General features: G+C 60.9%; 17 protein-coding genes. 13 read left to right on the forward strand and 4 right to left on the reverse strand.

Features of this window, described 5'->3' with window-relative positions; translation table 11 throughout:
- Positions 1 to 274: 274 nt before the first annotated feature.
- The 11 genes from ACUN0G_RS28940 to ACUN0G_RS28990 all read left to right on the forward strand — a co-directional run bounded on the left by ACUN0G_RS28940 (position 275) and on the right by ACUN0G_RS28990 (position 12,143).
- Positions 275 to 787, forward strand: coding sequence for a sigma-70 family RNA polymerase sigma factor (locus ACUN0G_RS28940; RefSeq protein WP_421524417.1), 513 nt, complete (start codon positions 275 to 277; stop codon positions 785 to 787).
- Entirely contained in the window at positions 784 to 1,731 is a 948-nt protein-coding gene (locus tag ACUN0G_RS28945) for a FecR domain-containing protein (protein ID WP_445575022.1), read from the forward strand. The genes ACUN0G_RS28940 and ACUN0G_RS28945 overlap by 4 nt, the downstream gene beginning before the upstream one ends.
- 101 nt (positions 1,732 to 1,832) lie before the next feature.
- A complete protein-coding gene (locus ACUN0G_RS28950; RefSeq protein WP_445575023.1) occupies positions 1,833 to 4,754 on the forward strand; it encodes a TonB-dependent receptor in 2,922 nt (973 codons plus the stop codon).
- 169 nt (positions 4,755 to 4,923) lie between these two features.
- Positions 4,924 to 5,685, forward strand: coding sequence for a GntR family transcriptional regulator (locus tag ACUN0G_RS28955; protein WP_421524414.1), 762 nt, complete (start codon positions 4,924 to 4,926; stop codon positions 5,683 to 5,685).
- The gene (locus tag ACUN0G_RS28960; protein WP_445575024.1) at positions 5,682 to 7,415 is read left to right on the forward strand and encodes a fumarate reductase/succinate dehydrogenase flavoprotein subunit; all 1,734 of its coding nucleotides are present in this window, start codon (positions 5,682 to 5,684) and stop codon (positions 7,413 to 7,415) included. Before ACUN0G_RS28955 ends, ACUN0G_RS28960 begins: the two co-directional genes overlap by 4 nt.
- 55 nt (positions 7,416 to 7,470) lie before the next feature.
- Complete coding sequence (locus ACUN0G_RS28965; RefSeq protein WP_003217650.1) at positions 7,471 to 7,716, forward strand: 4Fe-4S dicluster domain-containing protein; 246 nt, start codon at positions 7,471 to 7,473, stop codon at positions 7,714 to 7,716.
- Between the two features lie 122 nt (positions 7,717 to 7,838).
- Positions 7,839 to 9,245: an ABC transporter substrate-binding protein gene (locus ACUN0G_RS28970; RefSeq protein WP_445575025.1), complete on the forward strand. Its 1,407-nt coding sequence runs from the start codon at positions 7,839 to 7,841 to the stop codon at positions 9,243 to 9,245.
- 12 nt (positions 9,246 to 9,257) lie between these two features.
- Positions 9,258 to 10,040 carry an ABC transporter permease gene (locus tag ACUN0G_RS28975; protein WP_330565730.1) on the forward strand — a complete coding sequence of 261 codons (783 nt, stop codon included), beginning with the start codon at positions 9,258 to 9,260 and terminating at the stop codon, positions 10,038 to 10,040.
- Positions 10,040 to 10,879 carry an ABC transporter ATP-binding protein gene (locus ACUN0G_RS28980; protein ID WP_445575026.1) on the forward strand — a complete coding sequence of 280 codons (840 nt, stop codon included), beginning with the start codon at positions 10,040 to 10,042 and terminating at the stop codon, positions 10,877 to 10,879. The genes ACUN0G_RS28975 and ACUN0G_RS28980 overlap by 1 nt, the downstream gene beginning before the upstream one ends.
- Positions 10,876 to 11,829 (forward strand): HEAT repeat domain-containing protein, encoded by a 954-nt coding sequence (locus ACUN0G_RS28985; RefSeq protein WP_445575027.1) that lies wholly within the window; start codon positions 10,876 to 10,878, stop codon positions 11,827 to 11,829. Before ACUN0G_RS28980 ends, ACUN0G_RS28985 begins: the two co-directional genes overlap by 4 nt.
- Entirely contained in the window at positions 11,826 to 12,143 is a 318-nt protein-coding gene (locus tag ACUN0G_RS28990) for a DUF971 domain-containing protein (RefSeq protein WP_445575028.1), read from the forward strand. Before ACUN0G_RS28985 ends, ACUN0G_RS28990 begins: the two co-directional genes overlap by 4 nt.
- On the opposite strand, the gene ACUN0G_RS28995 is transcribed toward ACUN0G_RS28990, so the two are convergent.
- Positions 12,128 to 13,333, reverse strand: a complete 1,206-nt coding sequence (locus tag ACUN0G_RS28995) for a multidrug effflux MFS transporter (RefSeq protein WP_445575029.1) — start codon at positions 13,331 to 13,333, stop codon at positions 12,128 to 12,130. The two genes, ACUN0G_RS28990 and ACUN0G_RS28995, sit on opposite strands and share 16 nt — an antisense overlap.
- A gap of 198 nt (positions 13,334 to 13,531) precedes the next feature.
- Positions 13,532 to 13,891 (reverse strand): winged helix-turn-helix transcriptional regulator, encoded by a 360-nt coding sequence (locus ACUN0G_RS29000; RefSeq protein ID WP_445575030.1) that lies wholly within the window; start codon positions 13,889 to 13,891, stop codon positions 13,532 to 13,534.
- A gap of 98 nt (positions 13,892 to 13,989) precedes the next feature.
- Here ACUN0G_RS29000 and ACUN0G_RS29005 point away from each other — a divergent pair, with 98 nt between their 5' ends.
- Positions 13,990 to 14,739 carry an SDR family NAD(P)-dependent oxidoreductase gene (locus ACUN0G_RS29005; RefSeq protein WP_445575031.1) on the forward strand — a complete coding sequence of 250 codons (750 nt, stop codon included), beginning with the start codon at positions 13,990 to 13,992 and terminating at the stop codon, positions 14,737 to 14,739.
- A 244-nt stretch (positions 14,740 to 14,983) separates the two neighbouring features.
- Here ACUN0G_RS29005 and ACUN0G_RS29010 read toward each other — a convergent pair whose 3' ends face one another.
- Positions 14,984 to 16,084, reverse strand: coding sequence for a polyamine ABC transporter substrate-binding protein (locus ACUN0G_RS29010; RefSeq protein ID WP_445575032.1), 1,101 nt, complete (start codon positions 16,082 to 16,084; stop codon positions 14,984 to 14,986).
- Positions 16,085 to 16,124: 40 nt separating this feature from the next.
- Positions 16,125 to 16,940, reverse strand: coding sequence for a carbon-nitrogen hydrolase family protein (locus tag ACUN0G_RS29015; protein ID WP_445575033.1), 816 nt, complete (start codon positions 16,938 to 16,940; stop codon positions 16,125 to 16,127).
- 124 nt (positions 16,941 to 17,064) lie between these two features.
- Between ACUN0G_RS29015 and ACUN0G_RS29020 the strand changes: the two genes are divergently transcribed.
- Positions 17,065 to 17,847, forward strand: coding sequence for a response regulator transcription factor (locus ACUN0G_RS29020; RefSeq protein ID WP_445575034.1), 783 nt, complete (start codon positions 17,065 to 17,067; stop codon positions 17,845 to 17,847).
- Positions 17,848 to 17,850: the final 3 nt, after the last annotated feature.

The following is a 17,850-nucleotide window of genomic DNA, read 5'->3' on the forward strand; positions in this document are numbered from 1 at the left end:
AACCTCCGGCACCACGAAGGTGGTGGCTTGACTGTAGGGCCCATTCTACAAAGCGCCTGCCGGGGGGATGAACGCCTGCGGGCCAATAGCAGACATCAGCCAAATCGATGTGCGCAGGGGCTTATATTCATTTGAGAGCTACAGCTGATTTTTTATTACTTCCATAGCCCGATACCTCTGCGGCACAGTCGCTGCCTTTATTCCAGGCCCCGACTCAGGGGGTGTTGGCGGATGATTATTGAGACGGGCGATAGGTCTCGTAAGGGAGCAAGGCATGGGTGTCAGTCAGGCCCTCGGTTACCCATTGATTGGGCAGATGTTCCAAAAGGATTACCAGTGGTTGTGCAGTTCAGTCAGGCGAACCTTGGGGTGTCATCACAGCGCACAGGACATTGCCTCGGAAACCTTCCTGCGGGTGTTGTCGCTACCGGACCCCGCCGCTATTCGCGAACCTCGGGCGCTGTTGACCACCATCGCCCGGCGCCTGGTCTACGAGGGCTGGCGTCGGCAGGACCTGGAACGTGCCTACCTTGAAAGCCTGGCCCATGCGCCCGTGCCGGTGCACCCGTCACCCGAAGAGCGGGCGTTGGTCATCGAGGCCTTGCTGGCCGTGGATCGCCTGCTGGACGGACTGTCTGCCAAAGCCAAGGCCGCGTTTCTTTACCATCAACTGGACGGCCTGACCTACAGCCAGATCGGCGAGCGCTTGCAGGTTTCCACCAGCCGTGTGCAGCAATACATGGCCGATGCCTTCAAGCGCTGTTACCTGGCGATGGCCCAACCATGAGCCTTTTGCGCGCGGAAGAGGCCGTGGTGGAGGAGGCCGCGCGGTGGATGGCCCTGCTGCAATCGGAGCACGCCAGCACTCAGGAGCGGCAGGCCTTCGAGGCGTGGTGCGCGGCTGACATTCGTCACCGCCAGGTGATAGATCAAATGAGCAGTGGCATGGGGCTGTTGCGCAATCATGCATTACACGGAGTGCCCAGCGAGCGCCTGTTGCATAGCCTGAAAGCACCGTCCAGCCGTCGACGTTTTGTCGCTGGCAGCCTGGGTATCGTCGCGTTGGCAGCGCTGTTTCTCGGGCGTCGCCAAGGCTGGTCGGGCGATACCGGCGAGCTGTCCACCGGCACTGGGGAGCGTAAACACTTCACGCTGGATGACGGCAGCTTGCTGACGTTGAACGCACAGAGCCGGGCGATTGCGCGTTTCGACGCACACCAGCGTGTGCTGGAGTTACGGGATGGGGAGTTGCTGGTGGAGGTGGCCAAGGACCCGGCGCGGCCCTTCGTGGTGCAAACCCGACATGGCCAGATTCGCGCGCTGGGTACCCGATTCCTGGTGCAGCACGACGAAGCATCCACCCGTCTGGTGATGCTGCATTCGCGGGTCGAAGTGGTCACCCGGGAAGGCGCGCGCCAACTTGTGGAGGCGGGGCAGAGCATTCGGTTTGATGAACAGCACACCTTCGGCCTCGGACCGTTCAAGGGCGACGAAGCGGGCTGGAGCCAGGGACGCCTTGAAGTGCATGACCGGGCGTTAAGCGAAGTGATCGACAACCTGCGCAGCTATCGTCGCGGGATCCTGCGCCTCAGCCCTGACGTTGCGCAGTTGCGCCTGAGCGGCATTTATCCGCTGGACGATACGGACCGCACCCTGCAGTTGCTGCAGAACTCGTTGCCGATTCGCGTGACGTATCACAGCGCCTATTGGGTGAGCATCGAGGCCCGTTAAACCGGTTATAAACTCATAGCATCTTCGCCTAAACACCGGCCTATAAAAACGCGTCTGCCGCTGCTCATCCCCTGTAGACACATTCAACAGGGAGATTCTCGATGTTCTTATTCAAACAACAATTACCTCGACTGACGCTGGCGGCGGCGTTGGCGATGGGTGTCTGCAGTACCTGCGTAATGGCCCAGGAAGCGGCCAGCCAGGTGTTCAGCTTTGACATCGCCGGCGGCCCGCTCGATTCGGTGCTGCTGGATATCTCCCGGCAGACCGGCGTGATGATTTCGTTCAATCAGCAGTTGGTTCAGGGCAAGCGCAGCGCCCCCATTCGCGGAGACTTGGGCAGCCTGCAAGCGGTGGACAAGGCGTTGCAGGGCAGCGGCCTGCAGGTCAGCGATAGCGAGCAGGGGCTGACGGTGCACGCAGCGCCCGTGACCTCCACCAATGCTGTCCCGGCTGCGGAGAAAAGTACTGACTACCGTCTGGAAAAAGTCACGGTGACCGGCTCGGCGATTCGTCGGGTGGACGCGGAAACGGCCGTGCCGGTGACCATCCTGCGGGTCGAGCAATTGCGCGAGCAGGGTGTAAGCACTACCGAGGAGTTGATTAGCCGCATCTCGGCGAACCAATCTTCCGTTGGCTCCGGGCGTTCGGTGGGTTCCAGCAGCGGCGGTGCAGCGTTTGCAGACTTGCGCGGGATTGGCGCGAACAAAACCCTGGTGCTGCTCAACGGCCGGCGCCTGAGCAACAACGCCGTCAACACCACCAACGGCTCCGGGGTGGACTTGAATACCATCCCGTTCGCCGCCATCGACCGTGTGGAAGTGCTGCGCGATGGTGCGTCGGCGCTGTACGGCACCGACGCGATCGGTGGGGTGATCAACTTCATCACCAAGACCAGCCTGACCGGGGGCCAGCTCTCGACCAATTACGATTCGCCGACCCGCTCCGGCGGTGGTGACAGCCATAACTTCAGCGGCAGTTATGGGTTTGGCGACCTGGAAGACGACCGCTTCAACGTATTTGGCGTGGTCAGCTACGACAAGCAGACGCGCCTGGCCGCCAAGGACCGCGACTACACCTACAACTACCAGCCCGGTCGCGGCCTGGATTTCACCTCGGGCACTGCCGCCCCGGCGAACTGGAGCCAGGGCAGCAACGCGACCAACCCGCTGGCCGGCTCCGGCTGCAATTCCCCCGGGTTGCTGTCGCGCAATGGCATCTGCCGCCAAAGCCTGTGGAGTTACCTGGACCTGGTGCCGGAAACCGAAAAAACCTCGGCCTTTGCCAAAGCCACCGGCAAGCTGGCCGATGACCACACCGTGAGCCTTGAGTACTTCTGGGCGCGCAACGAAAACCGCACGCAGATAGGCCCGGGCACCCTGATGGGCGCCCAGGTCAATCCGGGTACGGCGTTCTATCCGGGCAACGGCATCACCCCGGGGCCCACCGGTTTCGCTCTGGATCCGACACAACCGGTGGATGTGAACTGGCGCGAAACCGACGCCGGGGCGCGCAAGCACGAAGATGACAACACCAGTCAGCGCCTGCTGCTGAGCTTCGAAGGCACCGTGGCGAACTGGGACTACAACGTCGGTGCGTCCTACAACCAGAACAAAGTGGTGCAAACCATTCTGGACGGTTATGTGAACGACCAGACCATCAGCCAGGGTATCGCCAACGGCGTGATCAACCCGTTCGGGCCGCAGAGTGAAGCGGGCAGGGCGTTGCTCGCCTCCAGCCGCGTCGACGGCGATTACGCCACCGCCGTTGGCCGGGTCAAATCCATCGACGGTCGCGTCAGCCGTGAAATCGGCGACTGGTTTGGCGCAGGTCCCACAGGCCTGGCGCTGGGTGGCGAGTACCGCAAGGAAGATTTTCACCAGGACTTCGCCCAATTCGCCGAGACCGTGCAGAGCCTCGGCGTAGACCCCAATGGCGCGGTGCGTGGCAATCGCAGCGTCTCGGCCGAGTACGCCGAGGTCAATGTGCCGGTGCTCGACAGCCTGGAACTGTCCGCGGCGGTGCGTCATGACAAATACAGCGACTTTGGCAGCACCACCAACCCGAAATATTCGTTCCGTTTTCAGCCATTCAAAGAACTGGTGGTTCGCGGCGCCTACAGCGAAGGGTTCCGTGCGCCGTCGCTGTATGAGTTGTACAACCCGACCTACACCAGCTACACCGTGGCCAACTACAACGACCCGCGCCTGTGCCCGGGCGGTACACCGGCCAATGGCGGGATCGGCAACCGCGACTGCGCCCAGCAGTTCCGCCGGCAAACGGGCGGCAACGGCAGCTTGAGCCCGGAAACCGCACGTAACGTGACCTTTGGCTTCGTGTTTCAACCCATCGAGCGCCTGAGTGCCGGCCTGGATTTCTGGTGGATCACCATCGCCAACCAGATCGCCGAATTCCCTGAGTCCTCGGTATTCGACGACCCGGATGCCTACGGCGACCGCCTGATTCGCAAGGCTGACGGCTCCATCGATCACATCGTTACCGGCCTTGCCAACCTCGGGGAAACCAAGACCAACGGTGTGGATGTGAGTTTCGATTACCGCTTCCCGAGCACCGCCATCGGTGACTTCGGGATCGGCCTGCAAGGCACCTACGTCAACGAATACAAATACCAACAGGAGCTCAAGGGCGACTACATCGACAAACTCGGTGATTTTCGGGGCGGCGAATTCTCCACCGCTGGCGCCGTTGCACGCTGGCGCCACAGCCTGACCGGCACCTGGGCCCGCGGGCCGCTGGGCGTCAGCCTGACCAACCGCTACACCAGTGGGTATCACGACTCGGACCCGGAAACCCATGATTCCGTAGGCTCCTACAACGTCTGGGACCTGGCGGGTACCTACAACTGGAGCAAGTCCCTGGCTGTGACCCTGGGCGCGAAGAACCTGTTCGACCGCGCGCCGCCGTTCAGCAACCAGACCTACGCGTTCCAGAGCGGGTACGACCCCAAGTACGCCGACCCGTTTGGGCGGATCCTCTATACCCGAGTCAGTTACAACTTCTGATTTTTCATCAGGTATCGACGCTGCTCTATAAATTTGGCTGGTCCGCTGCACCTACTTCCTAGGTGCAGCGTGATTCTCCTGTCCATAACCTTATTCCAAAACGGTATTTCCGCGCCTTTCATAAGACTCCTTATGATCACGTCATAACTCGTTATGACAAGTGGTCCTGATGAACGAATCAACCGTCGCCTTATCTCCTCTGTCCAGCGTTCCGCTGCATGCCCAACTGCGGGATTTGCTGCGCAGCCGCATCCTTGATGGTGAATACGCGCCGAATACCCAGATGCCTTCCGAAAGCGAGCTGGGATCGCGTTTCAAAGTCAGCCGCATCACCGTGCGTCAGGCCCTGGGTGATCTGCAAAAGGAAGGCCTGATCTACAAGATCCACGGCAAAGGCACCTTCGTTTCCAAGCCCAAGGCTTATCAGAACGTCAGCACCCTGCAAGGGTTGGGCGAGTCCATGACCGAGCGAGGCTATGAAGTGATCAACCGTCTGCGCAGCTACCGCTTTGTGCCCGCTGACAAGTTGGTGGCCGAGCGCCTGGGCGTGGAGGAGGGCACCACTGTCACGCAGATCAAGCGCGTACGGCTGATCAACCGCGAGCCGGTGTCGCTGGAAATCACCTACCTCAGCCAGGCCCTGGGTGAACGCCTGGAAAACGCCGACCTGGTGACCCGCGACATCTTTCTGATCCTGGAGAACGACTGCGGCCTGCAACTGGGTCACGCCGATGTGGCGATTGACGCGGTGCTCGCCGACAGCGAACTGACCCAGGCGCTGAACGTGGAGGCGGGTTCGCCGATCATGCGCATCGAGCGCCTGACCCACACCGCCGACGGCCAGCCGGTGGACTTTGAACACCTGTATTACCGCGGCGATGCGTTTCAGTACCGCCTGCGCATCGACCGTCAGCGAGGTAGCCGCCCGTGAGCCGCAAAACCCTGGAACTGGAATACGACATCGTGGTGATCGGCGGCGGCACCGCTGGCCCCATGGCAGCGATCAAGGCCAAGGAGGCCAACCGCGATTTACGCGTTCTGTTGATCGACAAGGCCAACGTCAAGCGCAGCGGCGCCATCAGCATGGGCATGGATGGGCTGAACAACGCGATTATTCCAGGCCACTCCACGCCGGAGCAGTACACCAAGGAAATCACGATCGCCAACGACGGCATCGTCAACCAGGCGGCGGTGTATGCCTACGCGACCCACAGCTTTGAAACCATCGAGCAGTTGGACCGCTGGGGCGTGAAGTTCGAGAAAGACGAAACCGGCGATTATGCGGTGAAAAAAGTCCATCACATGGGCGCTTACGTGCTGCCGATGCCTGAAGGGCACGACATCAAGAAAGTGCTGTATCGCCAGCTCAAGCGGGCGCGAGTCAACATCACCAACCGGCTGGTCTGCACCCGTTTGCTGACCGACAGCGAAGGCGCAGTGAACGGCGTGATGGGGTTTGACTGCCGTACGGCCGACTTCCAGGTGATCAAGGCCAAGGCGGTCATCCTGTGCTGCGGCGCCGCCGGCCGCCTGGGCTTGCCGTCGTCGGGTTACCTGATGGGCACCTATGAAAACCCCACCAACGCCGGCGACGGCTACGCCATGGCCTACCACGCTGGCGCCGAGCTGGCGAACCTGGAGTGCTTCCAGATCAACCCGCTGATCAAGGACTACAACGGTCCGGCCTGCGCTTATGTCACCGGGCCCTTGGGTGGCTACACCGCCAACAACAAGGGTGAACGCTTTATCGAATGCGACTACTGGAGCGGGCAAATGATGTGGGAGTTCCACCAGGAGCTCGAAAGCGGCAACGGTCCGGTGTTTCTCAAGCTCGATCACCTGGCCGAGGAAACCATTCAGAACATCGAACAGATCCTGCACAGCAACGAGCGTCCCAGCCGGGGCCAGTTTCACGCCAACCGGGGCACCGACTACCGCAGCCAGATGGTCGAGATGCATATCTCCGAGATCGGCTTTTGCAGCGGGCATTCGGCGTCGGGCGTGTGGGTCAACGAGCGCGCCGAGACGTCGGTCAAGGGCCTGTATTCGGCGGGCGACATGGCGGCCGTGCCCCACAACTACATGCTCGGTGCGTTCACTTATGGCTGGTTCGCCGGTACCAACGCTGCAAGCTTTGTGGCCGGGCGCGAATTCAGCGCGGTGGATGCCCAGCAAGTAGCCACCGAGCAGGCGCGGGTCTACGCGCCGCTGGACCGCGAAACCGGCCTGCCGCCAGCCCAGGTCGAGTACAAGCTGCGGCGTTTCGTCAACGATTACCTGCAACCGCCCAAGGTCACCCGCAAGATGGAGATCGGCTTGCAACGCTTTGCCGATATCGAGCGCGACCTGGACCTGATGAAGGCACACAACCCCCATGAATTGATGCGCGCGATGGAAACCAGCGTGATTCGCGATTGCGCCGAAATGGCCGCCCGCGCCTCGCTGTACCGCGCCGAAAGCCGCTGGGGCCTGTACCACTACCGGGTCGACCACCCGCAACGCAACGACGCCGACTGGTTCTGCCATTGCCACCTGAAAAAGGGCGACGACGGGCAGATGGTCAGCTTCAAGAAACCCGTCGAGCCGTATGTAATTCCGTTGGATGCCGAAGAGCTGCAGGCCTACGACCGCCTGCGGGTCGGCGCCCACGCGGCTGCCTGAACCTGCGTTGCACCGCTACAGCCAGAGAGCGCAAAAGCGCCAAGGACACCGTGAAATGGCCTATCAGCCCCAGGAAATATTCTTCCGCTCCAACGCCCCGGTGACGGTGGATGAAGACAAGTGCATCGCCGAAAAAGGCTGCACGGTCTGCGTCGACGTGTGCCCGATGGACCTGTTGGCGATCAATCCGGCAACGCAGAAAGCGTATATGGCGTTCGATGAATGCTGGTACTGCATGCCCTGTGAAAAAGATTGCCCCACCGGCGCAGTCAAGGTCGAGATCCCGTACCTGCTGCGCTGAGATCTGCCGCAAACGCCATCCGCCAACCCCGGACGCCATCCGAGTGACACCCCCTCGTTTCCCACCACGCCAGACCGTGGCGGAGACGACTCTTTCAACCATGATTCGAGGGGAATTACCCAATGTTATCGCGCGCAACCTTGGCCGGCCTGGTGCTGGCTTCCTTGAGCCTGTCGGCTCAGGCCCAAACGATCCGGGTAGCCATCGGCACCCAGGACACCACCATCAACTGTGCGGCGGGCGGCTTGCTGATCCGCGAGCTGGGGCTGTTGGACAAGTACCTGCCACACGACGGCAAGTACAAGGACGCTACCTACGACGTGCAGTGGAAAAACTTCACCAGTGGCGCGCCGCTGACCAATGAAATGGTCGCCGGGAAACTGGACTTTGGCGCGATGGCCGACTTCCCCGGCGCCTTCAATGGCGTGGCGTTCGAGGCGGCGGGCAAGCACAGCCTGTTTATCAGCGTGTTGTCGGGCAACATCAAGGGCAGCGGCAACGGCATCGTGGTGCCGATCGCTTCCAGCGCCCAGTCCCTGGCCGACCTGAAAGGCAAGACCATCTCCGTGCCATTCGCCTCGACGGCCCATGGCATGTTGCTGCGCGCTGTTGCGGCCCAGGGGTGGGACCCGCTCAAGGACGTCAACATCATTGCCCAGGCGCCCGAAGTGGCGGGCTCGGCGTTGCAGGCCAACAAGATCGACGCCCATGCCGACTTTGTGCCGTTTGGCGAACTGTTCCCCAACCGGGGTTTCGCCCGCAAAATCTACGACGGCTCGCAATCCGACACCCCGACGTTCCACGGCGCGCTGGTGGACCAGCGTTATGCCAAGCAGTACCCGGAAGTGGCCATCGCCTACCTGCGCGCAAGTATCGAGGCCAATCAGTTGCTGGCCGCAGAACCGGAGAAGTACAGCGAGCTGATCGAAAAAGTCACCGGCGTCGAAGCCGAGGTCAACTATCTGTTCCATGGCCCACTGGGCGTGCAGACGCGCGACCTGAGCTGGAAACCCGAATACCGCCAGGCCGTGGGCACCGCGATCGACACCCTCAAGCTGCTGAAAAAGGCCGACCGTGGGCTGGACCTCAATACCTTTATCGATGACCAGTACATCCGTGCCGCGTTCAAGGCATCTGGCCTGGACTATGAGGCGCAATTGGGCAATTACACCCAATCCCCGCTGAAGGCCAACGATGCCCTGACCGGGAAACCGATCAGCGACTGGAAGCATGTGGCGCAAATCTGGGTCAAGGGTGAGCCCAAAGTGCGCGATTACGCATCGGCCGAGGCGGCGTTTACCGCCCTGGACAGCCTGAACAAACAAGGCAAAGCGGTGCGCGCGGTCTATGCCCAGGCCCAGGACAGCGGCATCAAGCTGTTGGCCAGCCAGGCGTGGTTTGCGAGCAATCAGCAAGGCCAACTCAGCGCGTTCCTGCTCAAGGGGCAGGCGCAGCAGTTCGCCCAGGCTCAGGGCGGCAAGGTGTTCAACTTTACCGACGCCGGCGCGCAGGCCGTTGCCGGTCGCTGAGGGAGCGTGTTCATGACAAGCACCCCATGGCGCTGGCTACCCAAGGCCGCTTCATTGCTGTTGTGCCTGCTGTTCTGGCAGTTGGCGGCCAGCCAGCACTGGAACCTGTGGCTGGTGACCTTTGCCAATGTGCCCACGCCGGGCTCCGTGGTGCAGGCCGCCCTTGGGCTGGCGGACTCGGGCAAGCTCGCCAGGCACCTGAGTGCGAGTTTGACCCGGGTGTTTGAAGGCTACCTGGCGGCCGCAGTGGTGGGCATCGGCCTGGGCATTGCGATTGGCCGCTGGAAGTGGGCGGAAGACCTGCTGTTGCCGCCATTGGAGGTGATTCGGCCTATCCCGGCGGTGGCCTGGATTCCGCTGGCGATCCTGATGTTCCCGTCGTCGGAGCTGTCGATGATCTTCATTACCTTCACCGGCGCGCTGTTTCCGGTGCTGCTCAACACCGTGCATGGCGTGGAGGGCGTCGACCCACGGCTGATCGCTTCGGCGCGCAGCCTGGGGGCAGGGCGCCGGGCGATCCTGCTGGAAGTGATCCTGCCAGGCGCGGCGCCGAGCATCATCACCGGCCTGGCCATCGGCATGGGCACTTCCTGGTTCTGCCTGGTGACGGCGGAAATGATCTCCGGCCAATACGGCATCGGCTATTACACCTGGGAGTCCTACACCATCCAGAACTATGCCGACATTGTCGTCGGCATGCTGTTGATCGGGGTGCTGGGCATGGGCAGCAGCCTGTTGGTCAAGCGCCTCGGTGCACTGTTCACCCCCTGGCATCGACCACGAGGTAAAGCCTGATGAGTCAACTTGAAGGGCGTGTCGAGATTCGCGGCTTGTCTATTGTATTGGGCGAAAAGCAGCAGGCATTCGAGGCGGTGAAAGCGTTGGATTGCAGGATCGAGCCGGGCCAGTTTGTGTGCATCCTCGGGCCGTCCGGGTGTGGCAAGTCGACCTTGCTCGGCGCGCTGGCCGGGCACCTCACGCCGAGCCAGGGCACCCTGGAAATGGACGGCGAGTCGGTTGCCGGGCCGTCCCAGCAGCGCGGCATGGTGTTTCAGCAACACACACTGTTCCCATGGCGCTCGGTGCGCGAAAACGTCGCCTTCGGCCTGAAGATGCGCGGCGTGGGCAAGGCCGAGCGTCTTGCTGCCGCCGATGACATTCTTCAACTGGTGGGCCTGGAAGATTTTGCCGAGCGCTGGCCCAACCAGCTGTCTGGCGGTATGCAACAGCGGGTGGAAATCGCCCGGGTGTTGATCAATCGCCCCGGCCTGCTGCTGATGGACGAACCCTTCGGCGCGCTGGATGCCTTGACCCGCATGAAGATGCAGGCGTTGCTGCTGGACATCTGGACGCGTATCCGCACCACCGTGGTGTTTGTCACCCATGACATCGACGAAGCGTTGTTCCTGGCCGACCGCATCCTGGTCATGAGCCCACGGCCCGGGCGCATCATCGAAGACTTCCTGCTGACCTTCCCGAGGCCGCGCAGCACCGAATTGATGACCTCGCCGGAATTTACCCACCTCAAGCGCCATTGCCTTGAGCTGTTGCACCACGAAGACGGGCGCCAGTTGCCACGGCTGAACCCACTCGGGCTCCCCAACGATCACCCAAGACCGCGATTTGCCATATGACCTATGAAACCGAAAACCCCGACATCGAAGCCCTGCGCCCCCGGCTGCAAGCGCCGGATGCCGGCATGCGCCGGATCGCCCTGATTGATCTGGCAGACCTGGAAGACCCCGACGGACTGGTATGGCTGGTGGACAGCCTGCGCCACGACCCGGCCACCGATGTGCGCGCCCAGGCCGCCAGCCTGCTGGAAGCCTGGGAGGAAGACGAAGTGGTCGAGGCGCTGTGCCAGGCGCTGACCGACACCGAGTTATCGGTGCGTGACGCAGCCGCCCAGAGCTTGAGCGTGCTCAAGACAACACAGGCGGGCCGACTGCTATTGCCCTGGACCACCCACGCCGACGTCAGTGTGCGCACGGCGATATTTCGTGCCTTGCGCGAGTTGCGCCTTGAAGCTGCGGCGCCGTCGGCACTGTTAGCGCTGAAGGATGCCGATGCTGGCGTACGCCGCGAAGCGGTCGGCGTGCTCGGCTGGCTAAAGCACCTGCCGGCACTGGAGGCCTTGGCGATATTAGCCAGCAGCGACCCGGACACCGAAGTCCGGCGCGCCGCCACCGGCGCCCTGGGTCTTGCCAGTGATGAGCGGGTGCTACCCGCGCTGTTTGAAGCGTTGCAGGACGTCACTTGGCAAGTGCGGGAGGAGGCGGCGACTACCCTGGGCAAAGTCGGCAGTGCCAGTGCAGGCGACGCCTTGCTCAAGGCGCTGGCCGATGACTACTGGCAAGTCCGCCTGCGCGCCACCCGCAGCCTGGGTCGCTTGCGCTATGCCCCGGCGTTGCACGGGCTGGTCCTGACCTTGGGCCATAGCATCAGCAATCTGCGTAAGGAAGCCGCTCTGGCACTGGGCGAATTGGGTGATCGCCAAGCCCTGGGTCCGTTGCGTGATGCCGCCGACGATGGCGACCCGGAAGTGCGCAAGGCGGTCCGCATTGCCTTGGTGCAACTGCAATGAACAGCGCACCGAAAAGCATTGGACGCGATGATGAAGGACGCTTGAGGCTGGAATGGCATGAAGGCGTGCAATGGATCGACCATGCCCGTCTGCGCCGTGAATGCCCGTGTTCACAGTGCAGGGCCTTTCGGTTGAGAGGCATGCTGCCACTGGTTTCAGACCGTGTTCGGGTACTGGAAGTACATCCCCAGGGGTATGGCGTGCAGTTGATCTTCAGCGATGGGCATCAGCGGGGGATTTACCCGTGGGCCTATTTGGCGGGCATGGGGCTTCAGGCTGAGGCCCCCATTTCCACTGCTCAGGTACGCGGCTGAGGCTGCAGGTGCGCCGGCAGGCGACGCAGCGTCCACCACACGGTGAGCATCGCCGCCACAGCGCTGAGTGCGATGCCGATCAACATCGGCGCCGGTGTGTGGTCGGCGAACAGGCCGGCCAGGGACATGGCCACGGCCGCGGTGATCATCTGGATCGCGCCCAACAATGCCGATGCGGAACCGGCGACGGCGCCGTGATCTTCCAGGGACAACACGCCGGCCGCCGGCAATAGCAGGCCGAGGAAACCAAAGCCGATAAACAGCAGCGCCATCATCAATGGCAGGCTGTTGCCCCACAGTGTGGTAAGGGCGAGCAAGGTCATGACGGTCGCCACGCCGGCCACCGACCAACGAATCAGAGGGGCCAAACCGAAGCGGGCACTCAAGCGCGCCGTCAGTTGGCTAAGGGCAAAAAACGACGCTGCGTTGAGGGCAAAGCACAGGCTGAATTGCGTCGGCGTGAGCCCGTAGTACTCGATGTACACGAACGGCGCGCTGCCGATGAACACGAAAAACGTCGCCAGGCCAAAGCCGCCCACCACCGACAACCCGGTAAACACCGGATCGCGCAGCAACGCGCCGTAGCTGCCGAACGCATTGCCCAGGGTCTTGCCGAGGCGGCGTTCGGCGGGGTGGGTTTCCGGCAGTTGCACGGCGGTCATGATCAGGCACAGCACTGCGGCCACACCCAGCACCAGAAACACTTCGCGCCAGCTCCACACCGCGATGATCAGGCTGCCCGCCAGTGGCGCGAGGATCGGTGAAATACTCACCACCAGCATCAACAACGCCATCAAGCGTGCGGCTTCATGGCCGGTGTACAAGTCACGGACAATTGCCCGGGGAATCACCATCCCGGCACAGGCGCCAAAGGCCTGCAACGCCCGGAAGCCGATCAGCGCTTCGATGGAGGGGGCGAGGGCGCAACCAATGCTGCCCACGATAAAAATCACCAGGCCGGCATAGATCGGCGGTTTGCGCCCGAACACATCGCTGATCGGGCCGTAGAACAGCTGGCACACACCGATGATCATGAAAAACACCGTCAGGCTCATCTGCACCGCAGCGGGCGAGGCATGCAGGCTGGCACCCAGCGTTGGCAAAGCCGGCAGGTAGATGTCGATGGCAAACGGGCCGACGGCGGTGATCAACCCCAGCAGCAGGGCGAGGTGGGCGATACTTCGAGACATGGTGATTCCGGACGGCGGTAAAAAAGAGCGGCCAGCTTAGTGATCACCCTTGGTGCATACAAGCCGGTGTTTACAGACTCACTACATAGTTATGAGGGGCTGGGTGTCGCCGATAACCCCTGGTCAGGACATAATCGCGTAACCTATTGATTTAACTCAACTAAATATCCATTTAGTCGAGTTAAGTATTTCGTGAGCTTAAGGCTGGGCGAGGGCGCGTGTTCGGCGTTCGCTGATGCGTTCAACCGCCAGCATATGCTCGGTGCCCCATTGGCAAAGAGGCCCCAAGGCCTTGGCCAGGGAGCGCCCGAATGGGGTCAGGGAGTATTCGACCTTCGGCGGGATTTCCTTGAAGTCGATGCGATTGATGATTTCATCGCGTTCCAGCTCCTTCAACTGCTGGATCAGCACCTTATCCGTCACGCCGCCAACTGCACGCCGCAGTTCGCCATAACGGTGAACTTCATGGGCCAGGTGGAACAGGACCAAAGGTTTCCATTTCCCGCCAATCACCGCCAGGGCGGCGTCGAGCCCGCAATTAAAGGTGCTATTCGACATGTGTGTGCCCTCAGGCTGGGTACTTACCAAAAGGTGCATACTATTCAAAACAATAGCGCGGATCTACGCTTGAGCCTCAATATTTCTGGGAAACACTCATGAACAGGCTCAATGGAAAAATCGCAGTCGTCACCGGTGGCAACAGCGGGATTGGCTTGGCCAGCGCCATACGTTTTGCGGCCGAAGGTGCACAGGTCGTTATCGTCGGACGTCGCCAGGAGGAACTGGACAAAGCGTTGGTCCTGATCGGGCATGACGCCGTTGCAATCCAGGGCGACATTTCAAATCTGCAGGATCTGGAGCGGGTATTCGCGCAGATCAAAACCAACAAAGGCCACATTGATGTGTTGTTTGCCAATGCTGGCCTGGGAGATCTGGAACCCATCGGATCGATCACCGAGGAATCATTTGATCGCACGTTTGGCGTGAACGTGAAAGGCACGCTATTCACGGTTCAAAACGCGTTGCCATTGATGAGCGCCGGCGGTTCGATTGTGCTGACAGGTTCGACGACCGCTTCGATGGGCACCGCAGCGTTCAGCGTGTACAGCGCCTCGAAAGGTGCACTGCGAAACTTTGCCAGAAGCTGGGCGTTGGATCTGCAAGGCACGGGTATTCGGGTCAACGTGCTTTCACCTGGGCCAACGACAACGCCTGGTTTGGACCGAGCGCTTTCGGGAACCGGCCAGAAGGATGCGATTGTCGATTCGATGGTGACACGTGTGCCGTTGGGTCGTATGGGTTTGCCAGATGAAGTGGCGAATGCGGCATTGTTCCTTGCGTCGGATGAAAGCAGCTTCATGACAGGCAGCGAGATGTTTGTGGATGGTGGTTTCGCTCAGGTGTGATTCAGGGTCATCGGCCAAATCGAGATGGGGTGGGTTTGGCCGATGAGGAGCGTGGTGCGCTGGCTGAAATCTGGTTGGCACTGCCCCTGATAATGAATCATATGATTACGCATAATGTATATTATGTTAAATGATGTGTCATAGTCACAAGTACGCCGCGTACAAAACCTGGGCCAGATGCTCCCAGGTTTTTCTTCAACCGCCGTGTCCCTGCGTACCCACTTCACTTCACCTTGCCGTCGCCTCAAGTACCACTTTTGACTTTACTCCAGATCCGCGTACGCACCCGCTCCATCTTCAGTGGCAACGGCTCCAAAGGAAACAGCGTATCCAGCACCGCTTTCGAAGGATAGACACCGGGATTGTCCCTGACCTTTTCATCAACCAGGCTCCGGGCATCCTTGTTGGCGTTGGCGTAACTGAGATAATTGGAGGACTGCGCAATCACTTCCGGGCGCAGCATATAGTCGATGAATGCAAGCCCTTGCTGAGGGTTCGGCGCATCGCTGAGCAGCACCAGGCTTTCGACCCAGACCGGCGCGCCTTCCTTGGGGATGCTGTACTGAATGTTCCTGCCATTGCCGGCGGCGTCGGCAGCTTTCCTGGCGTCCATTACGCCGCCGGCCCATCCCACTACGGCGCAGATATTGCCGTTGGCCAAGTCCGTGATAAACCGTGAGGAATCGAAGTAGCGAATATGCGGGCGCAGCTTCAGCAGCAACGCCTGGGCTTTTAAATAGTCATCAGGATTCTGGCTGTTATAGGGCAAGCCCAGGTAATGCAAGGCGATGGGGATGATCTCGCCTGGCGCATCCAGCATGGCCACGCCGCACTCGCCCAGTTTGGCGAGGTTTTCTTCCTTGAAAATCAAATCCCAGGAGTTGACCGGTGCGTCGCTGCCCAGGATCGCCCGGACTTTATCGACGTCATAGCCAATTCCCGTGGTGCCCCACAGGTAAGGCACGGCGTAGCGATTACCCGGGTCGTTGGTTTGCACCTTCGCCAGAATATCCGGATCCAGGTGAGACAGATTGCTCAGTTGCGCGCGATCCAGTTCCTTGAGCACACCGGCCTTGATCAGGTTCGGCAGCAGGTCGCCGGTGGCCACCACCACGTCATAACCACTGCGCCCGGCCATGAGCTTGCTCTGCATGACCTCGCTGTTATCGAACACGTCATACGCGGCCTGGGTGCCGGTCTGCGCCTGGAAGTTCTTCAGCGTGTCCGGGGCAATAAAGTCGTACCAGTTGTAGATATTGACTTTCGGTTCTGCGGCTTGAGCGCAAAGCACCATGCTGCTGAAGACCGCAGCCAGACTCCATTGCATGCATCGAATGACGATCATGAGAACTCCCGATTATTGTTATGAGGGGGGTAAAACGAGATCAGCGAATCAGCCATTCACGGCGCCCGTCGGCGTGTTCCATGGTGTCACCGGGGAGCGTCAGGCGGCGGTCGTTGAGGTAGTGATAATCCGTGCGGGCGGCTTGGACTTGGGTCAGGTCAAGGCTGATCATTTGCCGTGTTTCCTCGCGCCCGGCCTCGAATAGCACACGGCCGAACGGATCGACCACAGCGCTGCCGCCAGTAAACACCAGGCCGTCATCGCCCTGCCCCACGCGATTGACCATCACGCTGAACACTTGGTTTTCCTGGGCTCGGGCCATGATCGCGGTGCGATGCACCGGGCCGTAAGGGTCCATGTTGCCGTTGGTGATAATGATCAGCTCGGCGCCCAGTTGGGCGAGTGCGCGTGCGGTTTCCGGCAGTTCGATGTCGTAGCAAATCAGAATGCCGATACGCACACCGTTGAAAAGCACCGTGCCGAAGCGGTCACCGGGCGTGATGTCGCCCCGCTCCGAGGGCCACAGGTGCGTCTTGCGGTAAGCCAATGAAAGCCCATCAGGCGTGATCAATACGGAAGTGTTGTAGAAGACACCCGCATCATTCTCGACCAGGCCGATGACCACCGAAACACCCCGTTCGCGTACTGCCTGTTGCACGGCTTGCAGCGTCGGGCCTTCGAGGGTTTCTGCAACCGTTGCCAGCTGAACACCGGCGACGAAGCCCATCAAATGGGTTTCAGGAAACACCAACAGGTCGGTGTCCGCGTCGCAGTGGGCGATGGCTTCCAAGGTACGCCTCAGGTTATAGGCGGTATCGCCATCGCGACCGGCTAACTGCATGAGTTCAATGTTCATGGCTGATCCTTGCGTATAGTTGAGGCCGTGCTGACACCGTGTGTACGCAGGCCTGAAACGAGTATGGGCTGTACCCACCTGGCAAAAAATCACTTCGATGGGGTACCCCCGAATGGGTAGTGAGATGAATCTGACGTTGCAGGACGTGGCTTGGCATGACTCGGTCGGCCGGTTGATCGAGACCCTGGACCGCCCGCACTTCTGGCGATCAATGGCGCGTTTGCTCGGCAGATATGTGCGGATGGACACCTGGGTGGTGCTGATCTTCAGCAACGGCAGGCCTCAGGTTCTCGCTGAATCCCAGGATGAAGATGGCAGCAGCGATTCGCTGTTCCAGGACTACCTCAAAGGGCTCTACCTGCTCGATCCCTTTTACCTGGCCAATCGGGAATCGCCGAAAAGCGGGCTGTTCCCACTGGATGATGTCGCCCCGGAATGTTTCGAGCAGACCGATTATTACCAACGCTACTTTCGCCTGAACGTGGTGGCTGACGAGATTCATATAAACGTGCAACTGGACCTTGAGCGGACCCTGAGCCTGTCACTGGGTAGCCACTGCCGCTTCAGCCAGGAGCAAATCGCCTTATTGAGGCTGATCCAGCCGTGGGTGGCCGGGTTGATGCGCCAGCGTTGTGTGTTTGAACAGGAACTCAGGAGCACACCGGAACCGGCAGCGGACTGGCAGGAGCGTCTGCAGTCACCCACGCCGCAAATCAGCTCCGCGCTGTCGGTCCGCGAAGCAGAGGTTGCCCAATTGATGCTCAGTGGCTGCTCGAACAAAGAGATCGCGCGCAAGCTGGCGATCTCGGCCGAAACCGTGAAGGTGCACCGCCGGCACCTGTACAACAAGCTGGGGATCAAGTCCCAGTCCGAGCTATTCCTGTTGTTTCTCCAGGCTCAGGACTAGGCC

Source organism: Pseudomonas sp. 32A (genome assembly GCF_052682255.1).

What these genes read in the sequence shown, in the direction of transcription:
- ACUN0G_RS28940 (WP_421524417.1), top strand. Translation starts at nt 275, where the DNA reads ATGGGTGTCAGTCAGGCCCTCGGTTACCCATTGATTGGGCAGATGTTC.
- ACUN0G_RS28945 (WP_445575022.1), top strand. Translation starts at nt 784, where the DNA reads ATGAGCCTTTTGCGCGCGGAAGAGGCCGTGGTGGAGGAGGCCGCGCGG.
- ACUN0G_RS28950 (WP_445575023.1), top strand. Translation starts at nt 1,833, where the DNA reads ATGTTCTTATTCAAACAACAATTACCTCGACTGACGCTGGCGGCGGCG.
- ACUN0G_RS28955 (WP_421524414.1), top strand. Translation starts at nt 4,924, where the DNA reads ATGAACGAATCAACCGTCGCCTTATCTCCTCTGTCCAGCGTTCCGCTG.
- ACUN0G_RS28965 (WP_003217650.1), top strand. Translation starts at nt 7,471, where the DNA reads ATGGCCTATCAGCCCCAGGAAATATTCTTCCGCTCCAACGCCCCGGTG.
- ACUN0G_RS28970 (WP_445575025.1), top strand. Translation starts at nt 7,839, where the DNA reads ATGTTATCGCGCGCAACCTTGGCCGGCCTGGTGCTGGCTTCCTTGAGC.
- ACUN0G_RS28975 (WP_330565730.1), top strand. Translation starts at nt 9,258, where the DNA reads ATGACAAGCACCCCATGGCGCTGGCTACCCAAGGCCGCTTCATTGCTG.
- ACUN0G_RS28980 (WP_445575026.1), top strand. Translation starts at nt 10,040, where the DNA reads ATGAGTCAACTTGAAGGGCGTGTCGAGATTCGCGGCTTGTCTATTGTA.
- ACUN0G_RS28985 (WP_445575027.1), top strand. Translation starts at nt 10,876, where the DNA reads ATGACCTATGAAACCGAAAACCCCGACATCGAAGCCCTGCGCCCCCGG.
- ACUN0G_RS28990 (WP_445575028.1), top strand. Translation starts at nt 11,826, where the DNA reads ATGAACAGCGCACCGAAAAGCATTGGACGCGATGATGAAGGACGCTTG.
- ACUN0G_RS28995 (WP_445575029.1), bottom strand. Translation starts at nt 13,333, where the DNA reads ATGTCTCGAAGTATCGCCCACCTCGCCCTGCTGCTGGGGTTGATCACC.
- ACUN0G_RS29000 (WP_445575030.1), bottom strand. Translation starts at nt 13,891, where the DNA reads ATGTCGAATAGCACCTTTAATTGCGGGCTCGACGCCGCCCTGGCGGTG.
- ACUN0G_RS29005 (WP_445575031.1), top strand. Translation starts at nt 13,990, where the DNA reads ATGAACAGGCTCAATGGAAAAATCGCAGTCGTCACCGGTGGCAACAGC.
- ACUN0G_RS29010 (WP_445575032.1), bottom strand. Translation starts at nt 16,084, where the DNA reads ATGATCGTCATTCGATGCATGCAATGGAGTCTGGCTGCGGTCTTCAGC.
- ACUN0G_RS29015 (WP_445575033.1), bottom strand. Translation starts at nt 16,940, where the DNA reads ATGAACATTGAACTCATGCAGTTAGCCGGTCGCGATGGCGATACCGCC.
- ACUN0G_RS29020 (WP_445575034.1), top strand. Translation starts at nt 17,065, where the DNA reads ATGAATCTGACGTTGCAGGACGTGGCTTGGCATGACTCGGTCGGCCGG.